The 13707-nt window shown below is 67.0% G+C and carries 12 protein-coding genes; 4 read left to right on the top strand and 8 right to left on the bottom strand.

Features of this window, described 5'->3' with window-relative positions; translation table 11 throughout:
- Positions 1 to 33 precede the first annotated feature (33 nt).
- Positions 34 to 1341, bottom strand: a complete 1308-nt coding sequence (gene lplT / locus R9B84_RS10655; protein ID WP_423757941.1) for a lysophospholipid transporter LplT — start codon at positions 1339 to 1341, stop codon at positions 34 to 36.
- A 218-nt stretch (positions 1342 to 1559) separates the two neighbouring features.
- Between lplT and alr the strand changes: the two genes are divergently transcribed.
- The 3 genes from alr (at position 1560) to R9B84_RS10640 (ending at position 4431) form a co-directional block, all read left to right on the top strand.
- A complete protein-coding gene (alr, locus tag R9B84_RS10650; protein WP_423757940.1) occupies positions 1560 to 2630 on the top strand; it encodes an alanine racemase in 1071 nt (356 codons plus the stop codon).
- Positions 2631 to 2641: 11 nt separating this feature from the next.
- Positions 2642 to 4018: a DNA repair protein RadA gene (gene radA / locus R9B84_RS10645; protein WP_047898427.1), complete on the top strand. Its 1377-nt coding sequence runs from the start codon at positions 2642 to 2644 to the stop codon at positions 4016 to 4018.
- Between the two features lie 146 nt (positions 4019 to 4164).
- The gene (locus R9B84_RS10640; RefSeq protein WP_047898426.1) at positions 4165 to 4431 is read left to right on the top strand and encodes a DUF2866 domain-containing protein; all 267 of its coding nucleotides are present in this window, start codon (positions 4165 to 4167) and stop codon (positions 4429 to 4431) included.
- 166 nt (positions 4432 to 4597) lie between these two features.
- Here the strand turns inward: R9B84_RS10640 and R9B84_RS10635 are convergent, their stop codons facing one another.
- Positions 4598 to 6529, bottom strand: a complete 1932-nt coding sequence (locus R9B84_RS10635; RefSeq protein ID WP_423757939.1) for an ATP-binding cassette domain-containing protein — start codon at positions 6527 to 6529, stop codon at positions 4598 to 4600.
- A gap of 136 nt (positions 6530 to 6665) precedes the next feature.
- On the opposite strand from R9B84_RS10635, the gene R9B84_RS10630 reads away from it, so the two are divergent.
- Positions 6666 to 7145 (top strand): glutathione peroxidase, encoded by a 480-nt coding sequence (locus R9B84_RS10630; protein ID WP_423757938.1) that lies wholly within the window; start codon positions 6666 to 6668, stop codon positions 7143 to 7145.
- 63 nt (positions 7146 to 7208) lie between these two features.
- Here R9B84_RS10630 and cls read toward each other — a convergent pair whose 3' ends face one another.
- From cls to dapC, 6 genes are all read right to left on the bottom strand, one after another.
- The gene (gene cls, locus R9B84_RS10625) at positions 7209 to 8657 is read right to left on the bottom strand and encodes a cardiolipin synthase (RefSeq protein ID WP_423757937.1); all 1449 of its coding nucleotides are present in this window, start codon (positions 8655 to 8657) and stop codon (positions 7209 to 7211) included.
- 112 nt (positions 8658 to 8769) lie between these two features.
- Entirely contained in the window at positions 8770 to 9678 is a 909-nt protein-coding gene (prmB, locus tag R9B84_RS10620) for a 50S ribosomal protein L3 N(5)-glutamine methyltransferase (RefSeq protein WP_423757936.1), read from the bottom strand.
- A gap of 11 nt (positions 9679 to 9689) precedes the next feature.
- Positions 9690 to 10829, bottom strand: coding sequence for a succinyl-diaminopimelate desuccinylase (gene dapE / locus R9B84_RS10615; RefSeq protein WP_423757935.1), 1140 nt, complete (start codon positions 10827 to 10829; stop codon positions 9690 to 9692).
- Positions 10830 to 11110: 281 nt separating this feature from the next.
- Positions 11111 to 11479: an ArsC family reductase gene (locus tag R9B84_RS10610; protein WP_423757934.1), complete on the bottom strand. Its 369-nt coding sequence runs from the start codon at positions 11477 to 11479 to the stop codon at positions 11111 to 11113.
- Complete coding sequence (gene dapD, locus R9B84_RS10605) at positions 11479 to 12306, bottom strand: 2,3,4,5-tetrahydropyridine-2,6-dicarboxylate N-succinyltransferase (RefSeq protein ID WP_423757933.1); 828 nt, start codon at positions 12304 to 12306, stop codon at positions 11479 to 11481. Before dapD ends, R9B84_RS10610 begins: the two co-directional genes overlap by 1 nt.
- Before the next feature lie 44 nt (positions 12307 to 12350).
- The gene (gene dapC, locus R9B84_RS10600; protein WP_423757932.1) at positions 12351 to 13583 is read right to left on the bottom strand and encodes a succinyldiaminopimelate transaminase; all 1233 of its coding nucleotides are present in this window, start codon (positions 13581 to 13583) and stop codon (positions 12351 to 12353) included.
- Between the last annotated feature and the right edge of the window lie 124 nt (positions 13584 to 13707).

Raw genomic sequence — 13707 nt, 5'->3', positions numbered from 1 at the left:
CGGCGCTGGCGGACGGAAACGGGAAGTGTAGCGTCAGTGCCGCGATTCGCCGATCAGCGCGACCGAGTCGAACTGACGCTGGTTCGCCTGGTGGCGACGCATCACGAGCCACATCGTCAGGCAGACGAACGTGCCGAACAGCACGATCACGACGCCGACCGGCACGTCGAGCCACACGAGCACCGCATACAGGCACAGCATCACGAGCACCGACAGGTTCTCGTTGAAGTTCTGCACGGCGATCGAATGGCCGGCCGACAGCAGCACGTGGCCGCGATGCTGCAGCAGCGCGTTCATCGGCACGACAAAATAGCCCGACAGCGCGCCGACCCAGATCAGGAAGATGTACGCGACGATCAGGTAGACGGGCATGCGCAGGTGGCCGAAGTGTACGGCCCAGTTCGACGGAAACAGGTCGCGCGTATAGAACGCCATCAGCATCACCGCGATGCCCATGATGATGCCGACGGGCAGCACGGTCAGCGACTTCTTCAGCGGGATCCGGGCGGCGGCGGCGATCGCGCCGGCCGCGACGCCGACCGCGACCACGGCCTGCAGGATCGCGCCTTCCGACAGCGACATGCCGAGCGACACCTCGGCCCATTTCAGCACGATGAACTGCAGCGTCGCGCCCGCGCCCCAGAACAGCGTCGTGACCGCCAGCGAGATCTGGCCGAGCTTGTCGCGCCACAGCACCATGAAGCAGTCGGCGAAATCCGTGAGGAGCTTGACCGGGCCGCGTTCCTGCTTCGGATAGCGGGCGCCCGTATCGGGAATGCGCAAGTTGAACAGCGCGGCGATCACGTAGATCGCCATGATGATCGCCATTGCCGCTTCGGCAGGCGTGCTGATCCAGTCGGGCGTGTGCGCGATCACGTGCGATGCGATGTGCGGGCTGATCAGCGCGCCGCCGAGCACGGTGCCGAGGATGATCGAGCTGACGGTCGTGCCTTCGATCCAGCCGTTCGCGGCGACCAGCCGGTCGGCCGGCAGCAGCTCGGTGAGAATCCCGTACTTCGCGGGCGAGTAGGCTGCGGCGCCGAATCCGACGATCCCATACGCGATCAGCGGGTGGGCACCGAACAGCATGATCAGGCAGCCGACCACCTTGATCGAGTTGGTGATGAACATCACGCGACCCTTCGGGCGCGAATCCGCGAAAGCACCGACATACGCCGCCAACACCACATAGGACAACACGAAGAACAGCTTCAGCAGCGGTGTCATCCAGTTGGGGGCGTGGAGGTCTTTCAGCAGGGCGATGGCGGCGATGAGGAGCGCATTGTCGGCCAGCGACGAGAAAAACTGCGCGGCCATGATGGTGTAAAAACCTTTTTTCATCTGATGCGATGCTTTCGTCGCTGCGGCAGGGCCGCGTAGGCCGCCTGATATGCGATCGGCTTATTCCGTTCGAAATGGGTTGTGCGCACGGCTTTATAACATGAAAATACGCCAATTCGGACTAGCAAGATTCCCCGATCGTTCCGCAAGTTGTCGGCTTCAGTGCTCAAAAGGCGCGGTAAGCTGATGATTCGCAAGCGTCTTTACGTAAATTTCCCATGCCGCGCCCGATCTCCGCCACCATCCACACCGCCGCTCTCGCGAACAATCTCTCCGTCGTCCGCCGCTTTGCCGGCCCGTCCAAGGTCTGGGCGGTCGTCAAGGCCAACGCGTACGGCCACGGTCTCGCCCGTGCGTTTCCCGGCCTGCGCGGCACCGACGGCTTCGGCCTGCTCGACCTCGACGAGGCCGTGAAGCTGCGCGAGCTCGGCTGGGCCGGCCCGATCCTGCTGCTCGAAGGGTTCTTCCGGTCGACCGACATCGACGTGATCGACCGCTACAGCCTGACGACGACCGTCCACAACGACGAGCAGATGCGGATGCTGGAAACGGCGCGGCTGTCGAAGCCCGTCAACGTGCAGCTCAAGATGAACAGCGGGATGAACCGGCTCGGCTACGTGCCGGAAAAATACCGCGCGGCCTGGGAGCGCGCCCGCGCGTGCCCCGGTATCGGCCAGATCACGTTGATGACCCATTTTTCGGACGCGGACAACGAGCGCGGCGTCGCCGAGCAGCTCGCGACGTTCGAGCGCGGCGCGGAAAACATCGCCGGTGCGCGCAGTCTCGCGAACTCTGCCGCCGTGCTGTGGCATCCGAATACGCACTTCGACTGGGTGCGGCCGGGGATCGTGCTGTACGGCGCGTCGCCGTCCGGGCTGTCGTCCGATATCGCCGACACGGGGCTGAAGCCCGCGATGACGCTCGCGTCCGAGCTGATCGCGGTGCAAACGATCGCGAAGGGCCAGGCCATCGGCTATGGCTCGACATTCTCCGCGCAGGCGCAGATGCGGATCGGCGTCGTCGCGTGCGGCTACGCGGACGGCTATCCGCGCGTCGCGGCCGAAGGCACGCCCGTGATCGTCGACGGCATCCGCACGCGGATCGTCGGCCGCGTGTCGATGGACATGATTACCGTCGACCTGACCCCGTGCCCGCAGGCGGGCGTCGGCGCGCGCGTCGAGCTGTGGGGCAACGCACTGCCGATCGACGACGTCGCCCGTCATTGCGGCACGATCGGCTACGAGCTGATGTGCGCGGTCGCCGGCCGCGTGCCCGTGCGCGCGGAATAAGGGCGTCACGCGTGGCCAAACAGAAAACCGTCTATGTCTGCAGCGAGTGCGGCGGGCAGTCCCCGAAGTGGCAGGGGCAGTGTCCGTCGTGCCAGGCCTGGAACACGCTCGTCGAATCGGTCCCCGAGACGCCGTCGGCCCACCGTTTCCAGTCGCTCGCGAAGCGGGCGCCGGTACAGCGACTCGTCGACATCGAAGCGGCCGACGTGCCGCGTTTCTCGACGGGCATCGGCGAATTCGACCGCGTGCTTGGCGGCGGGCTGGTGCCCGGCGGCGTCGTGCTGATCGGCGGCGACCCGGGTATCGGCAAGTCGACGCTGCTGCTGCAGTCGCTCGCGGACATCGCGAGCGAGCGGCGCGCGCTTTATATCAGCGGCGAGGAATCGGCCGCGCAGATCGCGTTGCGCGCGCAACGGCTTGCGCTGCTCGACGGCGGTACGCCGGCGGCCGAGCTGCAGCTGCTCGCCGAGATCCAGCTCGAAAAGATCCAGGCCGCGATCGACGCGGAACGGCCGGACGTGGCCGTGATCGACTCGATCCAGACCGTCTATTCGGAGGCGCTCACGTCGGCGCCGGGCTCGGTCGCGCAGGTGCGCGAATGCGCGGCGCAGCTCACGCGCATCGCGAAACAGTCGGGCACCGCGATCATCATGGTCGGGCACGTGACGAAGGAGGGCAACCTCGCCGGCCCGCGCGTGCTCGAGCACATCGTCGACACGGTGCTGTATTTCGAAGGCGACACGCATTCGTCGTTCCGGCTCGTGCGCGCGTTCAAGAACCGCTTCGGCGCGGTCAACGAACTCGGCGTGTTCGCGATGACCGAGCGCGGGCTGCGCGGCGTCGCGAATCCGTCCGCGCTGTTCCTGTCGCAGCACGAGCAGGTCGTGCCCGGCTCGTGCGTGCTCGTCACACAGGAAGGCACGCGCCCGCTGCTCGTCGAAATCCAGGCGCTCGTCGATACCGCGCACGTGCCGAACCCGCGCCGGCTCGCGGTCGGCCTCGAGCAGAACCGGCTCGCGATGTTGCTCGCGGTGCTGCACCGCCACGCGGGCATCGCGTGCTTCGACCAGGACGTGTTCCTCAATGCAGTGGGCGGCGTGAAGATCACCGAGCCGGCCGCCGACCTCGCGGTGCTGCTCGCGATTCACTCGTCGATGCGCAACAAGGCGTTGCCGAAGGGGTTGTTCGTGTTCGGCGAGGTGGGGCTGGCGGGCGAAATCCGGCCGTCCCCGCGCGGGCAGGAGCGGCTGCGCGAGGCGGCGAAGCTTGGATTCACGTCCGCGCTGATTCCGAAGGCGAATGCGCCGAAACAGCCGATCGAAGGGCTGAACGTGATGGCCGTCGAGCGGATCGAGCAGGCGATCGACCGCGTGCGCGATCTCGAATGATCGGCCCGACAGCCGCGCGGGCCGTGCCGGTCGACGATCTGTCGCGTAATTCTATGTAAAGAATATGTAGGCTGCTGTAACCCGCCGGACATTGCTTTTCCCTATCCTTTGCCGGATTGTCGAACCGCGCAATGCGAAGGGAACCTATGTTGAAATCGTATGGGGAAGCGCCGGGCGGACGCCTTTACAACCTGCGCGGCTGCCGCGTGTCGGAGCCGATTCGCCAGCCCTGGGGCGGCGGATGCCGGATCGTCGAATGGATCGACGACGAAGGGCGCCTGGCGCGCAAGGTCGTGTCCGAGGACGTGACCGAAGCGGAGGTCGCCGCGGCGATTCGGCGGCCGACCGAAGGGCGCCGGTATCTGATGGGTGACGACGAGCAGATGCCGCGCGACACGCTGCCGCGGCGCTGAGCCGGCAGGCGGCGAGCGAACCGACGAGCGACGGCAATAAACAGGCCGGGCCAGTGCGCCCGGCCTTGTTGCATCCGGGCCCTGTGCGGGCCCGATGGTTTGTCGAAGAACCCGTTTCGCCGGCGTGCCAGGCTGGCTGCACCGACCGGCTGCACAGCGGCCGCGTTCAGCCGATCTGCTCGAGTTCTTCGTGCGCGGCGAGCCAGTCGGCCTCGACCGTTTCGAGACGCGTGTTGACGTCGCCGAGCTTGCGGATCGCGTCGGTCAGCTCCGTCTTGCGCGCGGCCTCGTAGCTTGCCGGATCGGCGACGAACGTGTCGAGGCGCGCCTTCTCCGCGTGCAGCGTCTCCATTTCCTTTTCGAGCTTCGTGATGCGCGTCTGCAGCGGCTTTTTCAACACCGACAGGCGCTGCCGCTCCTCGGCGGCCTGACGCTTCTGGTCCTTGCGGTTCGCCGCGGCACCCTCGCCCGACGCAGCCGCGCTGTCGGCCTTCGCGGCCGCGCGCTGTTCGGCCGCGTGCTGCAGCAGCCAGTCGCGGTAGTCGTCGAGGTCGCCGTCGAACGGCTGCAGCCGGTGCTTCGCGACCAGCATGAACTGGTCGGTCGTCGCGCGCAGCAGGTGGCGGTCGTGCGATACGAGGATCAGCGTGCCTTCGAACTGCGCGAGCGCCATCGTCAGCGCATGGCGCGTTTCGAGATCGAGGTGGTTCGTCGGTTCGTCGAGCAGCAGCAGGTTCGGCTTCTGCCAGATGATCAGCGCGAGCGCGAGGCGCGCTTTCTCGCCGCCCGAGAACGGGCCGACGGCGCTGGTCGCCATGTCACCCGAGAAATTGAAACCGCCGAGGAAGTCGCGCAGCTCCTGTTCGCGCGTGTCAGGTGCGAGCCGCGCAAGATGCGCGAGCGGCGAATCGTCCTCGCGCAGCGTTTCGAGCTGGTGCTGCGCGAAATAACCGATCGTCAGCCCCTTGCCCTCGCGGACGCCGCCCGACAGCGGCGCGAGCGTGCCGGCCAGCGTCTTGATCAGCGTCGACTTGCCCTGGCCGTTCGCGCCGAGCAGGCCGATGCGCTGCCCGTTCTGGATCGACAGCGCCACGCGCTCGACGATCGGGATGTCCGCGCCGTCGTCGGCATGGTAGCCGCAGCGGACGTCTTCCATCACCATCATCGGGTTCGGCGCGGCGTCGGGCGTGCGGAATTCGAACGTGAACGGCGACGCGATGTGCGCGGGCGCGATCAGCTCCATCTTCTCGAGCGCCTTCATCCGGCTTTGCGCCTGTTTGGCCTTGGTCGCCTTGGCCTTGAAGCGGTCGACGAAGCTCTGCAGGTGCTCGATCGTCTTCTGCTGCTTTTCGTATGCGTTTTGCTGCAGCGCCAGTTGCTGCGCGCGCAGCACTTCGAATTGCGAGTAGTTGCCGCCGTAGCGCTTCACCTGGCGGTTTTCCAGATGCAGCGTGACGTTGCAGATCGAATCGAGGAATTCGCGGTCGTGCGAGATCACGACGAGCGTGCCGGGGTAGCGGTGCAGCCAGTCTTCGAGCCAGACGATCGCGTCGAGGTCGAGGTGGTTGGTCGGTTCGTCGAGCAACAGCAGGTCGGAGCGGCACATCAGCGCCTGCGCGAGGTTCAGGCGCATGCGCCAGCCGCCGGAGAAGCTGGCGACGGATTCGCGCGTCTGGGCGAGCGTGAAGCCGAGGCCCAGCAGCAGCGCTTCGGCGCGGGCGGGCGCAGTGTAGCCGTCGGCGTCGGCGAAGGCCGCGTGCGCGTCGGCTTCGGCGGCGCCGTCATGCGCGGCCGAAGCGGCGGCGATGCGCGCCTCGATCTCGCGCAGCGCGGCGTCGCCGTCGAGCGTGTAATCGAGCGCCGAGCGGTCGACCGCGGGCGTTTCCTGCGACACATGGGCGATTCGCCACGACGGCGGCATCGCGAAATCGCCGGCGTCCGAGTGCAGCTCGCCGCGCAGGACCGCGAACAGCGTCGACTTGCCGGCGCCGTTGGCGCCGATCAGGCCGGCTTTCTCGCCGGGATTGAGCACGAACGAGGTCGACTCGAACAGCGGCTTGGTGCCGCGCGCTAGGCTGAACTGATTGAAACGGATCACGGCGGAAATGACTGGCGAAAACCGCTATTCTAGACTGCGCGCCGCTCGTGCCGGGCATCGGCCGCTCGGCGGATGCCGCAACGGCGCGATTTCGCCTAGACTCCACGTCGATCCGGTTTCGTAAAAGGAGTGCCCGATGTCCACCCTGTATTCGTTCAGCGCAGAGACGCTTGCCGGTGCGCCGGTTTCGCTCGACGCGTACCGCGGCAAGGTGCTGCTGATCGTCAACACCGCGAGCGAGTGCGGTTTCACGCCGCAATACGCGGGCCTGCAGAAGCTGTACGACCAGTACGCGGCGCGCGGCTTCTTCGTGCTCGGCTTCCCGTGCAACCAGTTCGGCAAGCAGGAGCCCGGCGACGCCGCGCAGATCGGCGCGTTCTGCGAGCGCAATTACGGCGTCTCGTTCCCGATGTTCGCGAAGATCGACGTGAAGGGCGACCATGCGCATCCGCTGTACCGCTACCTGACCGACGAGGCGCCCGGCATTCTCGGCCTCAAGGCGATCAAGTGGAATTTCACGAAATTCCTGGTCGACCGCGAAGGGCGCATCGTCAAGCGCTACGCGCCGTCGACCAAGCCCGACGAAATCGCCGCGGATATCGACAAGCTGCTGTGACGGCGGGCGGCGGCGTGTGCAGCGCCGGTGCGGATCGCACGGGCGCTGCCGGCTTCCCTGCGGTTACAGGATCGGCGCGAACAGCCGCGCGACGTGCATCGCGATTCGCCGCCATGCGGGCGACCGGTGGTATTCGTTCGCATCGACCTCGTACGCCTGCGCGAAGTCGGCATCGAGCATCGTCTCGACCTCGTCGGCGAATGCGCGGTCGACGGTCAGCACCATGATCTCGAAGTTGAGGCGGAACGAGCGGTTGTCGAGATTCGCGCTGCCGATCGCCGCCGCGATGCGGTCGATCAGCACGACCTTCTGGTGCAGGAAGCCGGGCCGGTAGCGGAACACCTTGACGCCCGCATCGACCAGGTCGCGCGCGTACAGCTTCGACGCCTCGAACACCACGTAGTGATCGCGCCGGCTCGGGATCAGGATGCGCACGTCGACGCCGCGCATCACCGCGAGCTTCAGCGCGGCGATCACGGCTTCGTCGGGGACGAGATACGGCGTGGTGATCCAGACCCGCTCGCGCGCGGCATTGATCGCCTCGACGAAGAACAGCGAGCCGGTTTCCTGCTTGTCGGCCGGCCCCATCGGCACCGCGAGGCAATGCATGCCGTCGCCGGGCTGTGCGGGCGGCGGCAGCGCGAGCGGCGGCAGCTTCTGCGTTGCCCAGTGCCAGTCTTCGGCGAACACGTACTGGATGCTCGCGACCACCGGGCCGCGAATCTCGATGTGCGTGTCGCGCCATGGCGACAGGCGCGGCTTCGCGCCGAGATATTCGACGCCGACGTTGTGGCCGCCGACGAACGCGCGATTGCCGTCGACGACGACGATCTTGCGATGGTTGCGGAAGTTGAGCTGGAAGCGGTTCACGAACTTGCGATTGGTCGCGAACGGATGGACCTCGACGCCGCCCCGGCGCAGCGCGTCGACGTAGCTGTGCGGCAGGTCGAAACTGCCGATGCTGTCGTACAGCAGGCAGCAGCGCACGCCGGCCGCCGCGCGCGCCAGCAGCGCGTCGCGCAGCATCTGGCCGAGCGCATCGTCGCGCACGATGAAGAACTGGACGACCACGTAGTCGCGCGCGGCGTCGATCGCCGACAGGATCGCCGAGAACGTCGCGTCGCCGTTCACGAGCGTGCGCACCGAATTGCCGCCGAGGAACGGCATGCCGCCGAGCCGCGTGAGCGCGAGCACGGCGGCCTGGCCGAGCGCGTCGGCGGCCGGCCCGTCTGTCGCGTCCGTCGCGTCGGTGCTGAGCCACGGCGAGCGCGGTGTGTGCGTGCGCAACAGTTCCAGCTCGTGGCGCCGTGCGTCGACGTAGCCGGAGAACTTGCTGCGGCCGAGGAACAGGTACGGAACGAGCGTCAGGTACGGCATCGCGGCGAGCGAGACGGCCCACGCGATCGCGCCTTGCGACGTGCGCGTGTTCATGATCGCGTGGCACGCCGCGACGATCCCGAGCACGTGGATGGTCAGGATCAGGGTGCCGAGATGTAGCCAGTCGAGGGTCATGGGCGCGTGACGGACTCCTGAGGTCGTGCGGCGCGGCGGCCGCTTACGCGCATCTTACCCAACCGTGCGGCGCAGCGGTGCGCGTTGCCGCACGGTTGGGGAGCCGGGAGGCTCAGGCCTTGCGCGGCAGGTCCGACGCCTGGATCAGGAACACGGTGTCGTCGCCCGCGCTGGTGGGCAGCCACGTGAGTTCGAGGCCGCCGAACGCAGCTTCGACGTGCTCGCGCTCGTTGCCGATCTCGACGACGAGCACGCCGTCATCGTGCAGCCAGCGGTGCGCTTCGGCGACGATGCGTCGCACGATGTCCATCCCGTCGTCGCCGCCCGCGAGCGCCATTTCCGGCTCGTGCCGGTATTCGGGCGGCAGCGCGGCCATCGACGACGCGTTCACGTACGGCGGGTTCGTCAGGATCACGTCGTAACGCGAGCCTGGGTCGGTACGGAACGCGGGCAGCGGCGCGTAGAGGTCGCCGCGGTGCAGTGCGACGCGGTCTTCGAGGCCGTAGTCGCGCACGTTGATCTCCGCGACTTCGAGTGCCTTGTCGGACAGGTCGACCGCATCGATCTCCGCGTTCGGGAACGCGCTCGCCGCGAGGATCGCGAGGCAGCCGGAGCCCGTGCACAGTTCGAGCACCGCACCGACCTGCTCGGGATCGGCCACATACGGCTGCAGCCCGTCGTCGAGCAATTCGCCGATGAACGAGCGCGGCACGATCACGCGTTCGTCGACGTAGAAGCGGTGGCCATGCATCCACGCTTCATGCGTGAGATACGCGGCCGGCACACGATCGGTCGCGCGCCGTTCGATCACGGCGAGCACGGCCGCGATTTCGTCGGGCAGCAGCCGCGCGTCGAGGAATGGCTCGAGCGTGTCGAGCGGCAGGTCGAGCGTACGCAGCACGAGGTAGGCCGCTTCGTCGTACGCATTGTCGGAGCCGTGGCCGAATGCGAGCTTCGCCTTCGAGAAGCGCGTGACCGCATAGCGCAGCAGGTCGCGAACAGTGGCAAAAGGTGTCGTCATGCGAGGCTCCATCAGGCGATCAGTTGTTCGAGCACGCGGCGGTACACGTTCTTCAGCGGGTCGACGAAGCGCACTTCGATATGCTCGTCGATCTTGTGGATGCTGCCGTTCGGCGGGCCGAACTCGATCACCTGCGGGCAGATGCGCGCGATGAAGCGGCCGTCCGACGTGCCGCCGGTGGTCGACAGCTCGGTCGTGATGCCGGTCTCGGTGCGGATCGCGTTTTCGAGCGCATTCGACAGTTCGCCACGCGGCGTCAGGAACGGCAGGCCGCTCACCGACCACTTCAGCGTGTATTCGAGGCTGTGCTTGTCGAGGATCGCGTGCACGCGTGCCTGCAGGCCCTCGACGGTGCTCGCGGTCGAGAACCGGAAGTTGAACAGCAGGTCGGCGTGGCCGGGGATCACGTTGGTCGCGCCGGTGCCGGCGTGCAGGTTCGACACCTGCCAGGTGGTCGGCGGGAAATATTCGTTGCCTTCGTCCCACTGCTCGGCGGCGAGCTCGGCGAGCGCCGGCGCGAGCAGGTGGATCGGGTTCTTCGCGAGGTGCGGATACGCGATATGGCCCTGCACGCCCTTGACGACCAGTTCGCCCGACATCGACCCGCGGCGGCCGTTCTTGACGACGTCGCCGAGCTCGGCGGTCGACGTCGGCTCGCCGACGATGCAGTAGTCGAGGCGCTCGCCGCGTGCCTGCAGCAGTTCGACGACCTTCACGGTGCCGTCGGTGGCCGGGCCTTCCTCGTCGCTGGTGATCAGGAACGCGATCGCGCCGCGGTGGCCGGGATGGGCCGCGACGAATTCCTCGGACGCGACGACGAATGCCGCGAGCGACGTCTTCATGTCGGCCGCGCCGCGGCCGTACAGCTTGCCGTCGCGATGGGCGGGGATGAACGGCGGCGAGGTCCACTGTTCGAGCGGGCCGGTCGGCACGACGTCGGTGTGGCCCGCGAACGCGAGCAGCTTGCCGTCGCGGCCGTCGGTGCCGCGCTTGACGGCCCACAGGTTGGTCACGCCGTGCGACGCGATGGTCTCGCATTCGAAGCCGAGCGCGGTGAGGCGCTCGGTCATGATCTGCTGGCAATGCTGGTCGTCGGGCGTCACGGACGCACGGGCGATCAACTGTTCGGTAAGGGCTAGGGTGGCGGACATGGTTCGGACCACTTTCGATAAAAAATGCCGGCACGGTGGCCGGCAGCGACAAGACGTCGGGCCAGGGCCTGTTCCCGCTAATAACGGGCTTGTGAACGTGCCTTGCCGGCTGCAGTGCAAGAAGCAAGGAGCGCCGTTTGGCCGAGCCAAACAAGCGACGCGCAACGCCGCAATGCGGCCGGCAAGGCACGTTCCCCTGTTTGGAAAAAATCATTCGTGGGGCCAGCGCAAGCCCGTTATTAGCGGGAACAGGCCCTTCTACAGGCGCAGCGCGGGCGACCTTATGCGGCAAACAGCGCCGCGTATTGATCGGCCGCGAAGCCGAGCGATTTCACGCGGCCGTTGACGACGAGCACGGGGCGCTTGATGACCGACGGCTTGTGGATCATCAGCGCGACCGCGCCAGTTTTCGATTCGGCGGCCGCCTTCATCGCGTCGTCCAGGCCGCGCCACGTGGTGCCGCGCTTGTTCACGAGCGCGTCGAGCGACACGTCCTTCAGCCAGTCTTCAAGCAGCGGCGCGCTGACGCCGAGCTTCTTGAAATCGTGGAACTCGAATTCGACGCCGTGATCGTCGAGCCACACGCGGGCCTTCTTCACGGTGTCGCAGTTCGGAATACCGTAGACGACCACGGTGTGCGGCTTCGCCATCAGTCGCCTCGCAGCAGCTCGTTCAGGCCGACCTTCGCGCGGGTCTTCGCGTCGACCTTCTTGACGATCACCGCGCAGTACAGGCTGTGCGAACCATCCTTCGACGGCAGGTTGCCGGCGACGACGACCGAGCCGGCCGGGATGCGGCCGTAGCTGACTTCGCCCGTTTCGCGGTCGTAGATCTTCGTGCTCTGGCCGAGGTACACGCCCATCGAGATCACCGAGTTTTCCTCGACGATCACGCCTTCGACGACTTCCGAGCGCGCGCCGATGAAGCAGTTGTCTTCGATGATGACGGGGTTCGCCTGCAGCGGCTCGAGCACGCCGCCGATGCCGACGCCGCCCGACAGGTGCACGTTCTTGCCGATCTGCGCGCACGAACCGACCGTTGCCCACGTGTCGACCATCGTGCCTTCGTCGACGTAGGCGCCGATGTTCGTGTACGACGGCATCAGCACGACGTTCTTCGCGATGAACGAGCCGCGGCGCGCGATGGCCGGCGGGACGACGCGGAAGCCGCCCGCGGCGAAGTCTTCAGCCGTGTAGTTCGCGAACTTCGACGGCACCTTGTCGTAGAACTGCGAGTAGCCACCGGCCGGCATCGGCGCGTTGTCCTCCAGGCGGAACGACAGCAGCACGGCCTTCTTCAGCCACTGGTGCACGGTCCAGTTGCCGTCGATTTTCTCGGCGACGCGCAGCGCACCCTTGTCGAGTTGCTCGATCGCGTGCGCGACGGCCTCGCGGACGTCGGCGGGTACGGCCTTCGGCGACAACTCGGCGCGGTTGTCCCAGGCGGTATCGATGATTTGCTGAAGTTGTTGCGACATGTTCGTTTTCGCAGGAGATGGATGGAATTGATCGGGATGGACGATTACCGCGCGAGAGAACGGCAGAAATCGACGATGCGTTGCGCGCCCTCGACGCATTCGGGGGTGCCCGCGACGAGCGCGATCCGGATGAAATCGCGGCCCGGGTTGGTACCGTGCGCATCGCGCGCCAGGTACGAGCCGGGCAGAACCGTCACATTATAGTCGGCGTACAGGCGGCGGGCGAACTCGGTGTCCGACAGCCCGGTGCGCGACACGTTCGCCCACAGGTAGAACGCGGCGTCGGGCAGCTTGACGTCGATCACGTCGGCGAGCATCGGCGTGACCGTATTGAACTTCTGCAGGTACAGCGCGCGGTTCTCGCGCACGTGCGCTTCGTCGTTCCACGCGGCGATGCTCGCGTGCTGCCAGACCGGCGACAGCGCCGCGCCGTGGTACGTGCGGTACAGCAGGAATTTCTTCAGCAGCGCCGCGTCGCCGGCGACGAAGCCCGAGCGCATGCCCGGCACGTTCGAGCGCTTCGACAGGCTCGACAGCATCACGAGGCGCTCGAAGCCACGGCCGAGGCGGTGCGCGGCCTCGAGGCCGCCGAGCGGCGCCGCCGCTTCGTCGAAATAGATTTCCGAGTAGCACTCGTCGGACGCGATCACGAACCCGTGGCGGTCCGACAGCGCGAACAGCTCGCGCCAGTCGTCGAGCGTCAATACGGCGCCTGTCGGGTTGCCTGGCGAGCACACGTACAGCAGTTGCGTACGCGCCCAGACTTCATCGGGCACGGCTGCGTAGTCGCACGCGAAGTTGCGGGCCGGGTCGCTGTTCGCGAAATAGGGTTCGGCACCGGCCAGGAGCGCCGCGCCTTCGTAAATTTGATAGAAAGGATTCGGACAGAGTACGATCGCCTTCTCGCCGTGCCCGGACGGGTGCGCGTCGATCACGGTTTGCGCGAGCGAGAACAGCGCCTCGCGCGACCCCGACACGGGCAGCACCTGCGTGGCCGGATCGATCGCCGGCAGCCCGTAGCGACGCTCGAGCCAATGCGCGATCGACGTGCGCAGCGCGTCCGAGCCGGCCGTGGCCGGGTACGACGCGAGGCCGTCGAGCGCGGCCACCACGGCGTCGCGGATCAGCGCCGGGGTCGGATGCTTGGGCTCGCCGATGCCGAAGCTGATCGGTTTGAGGGCGCCGGAGGGCGTCACGTCCTTGAACAGGGCGCGCAGCTTTTCGAAGGGATAGGGCTGGAGCGAGTCGAGTCGAGGGTTCACGGGCGAAGCGGCCATCGCGGCCGGTTGGAGCGAAAGAAGCGGCGGGCGTGCCGCGCGGCTGCGAACGGGCGCCGACGGCGCGCGGGTCGCAACGAATGATTATAGCGTGACGGAATGCGGTCACGGCCCGTCGGAACGG

It is taken from the genome of Burkholderia sp. NLJ2 (assembly GCF_049487195.1).
In the GTDB taxonomy this organism is placed as follows: Bacteria; Pseudomonadota; Gammaproteobacteria; order Burkholderiales; family Burkholderiaceae; genus Burkholderia; species Burkholderia pyrrocinia.
This window is presented reverse-complemented; position numbering and strand designations above follow the sequence as displayed.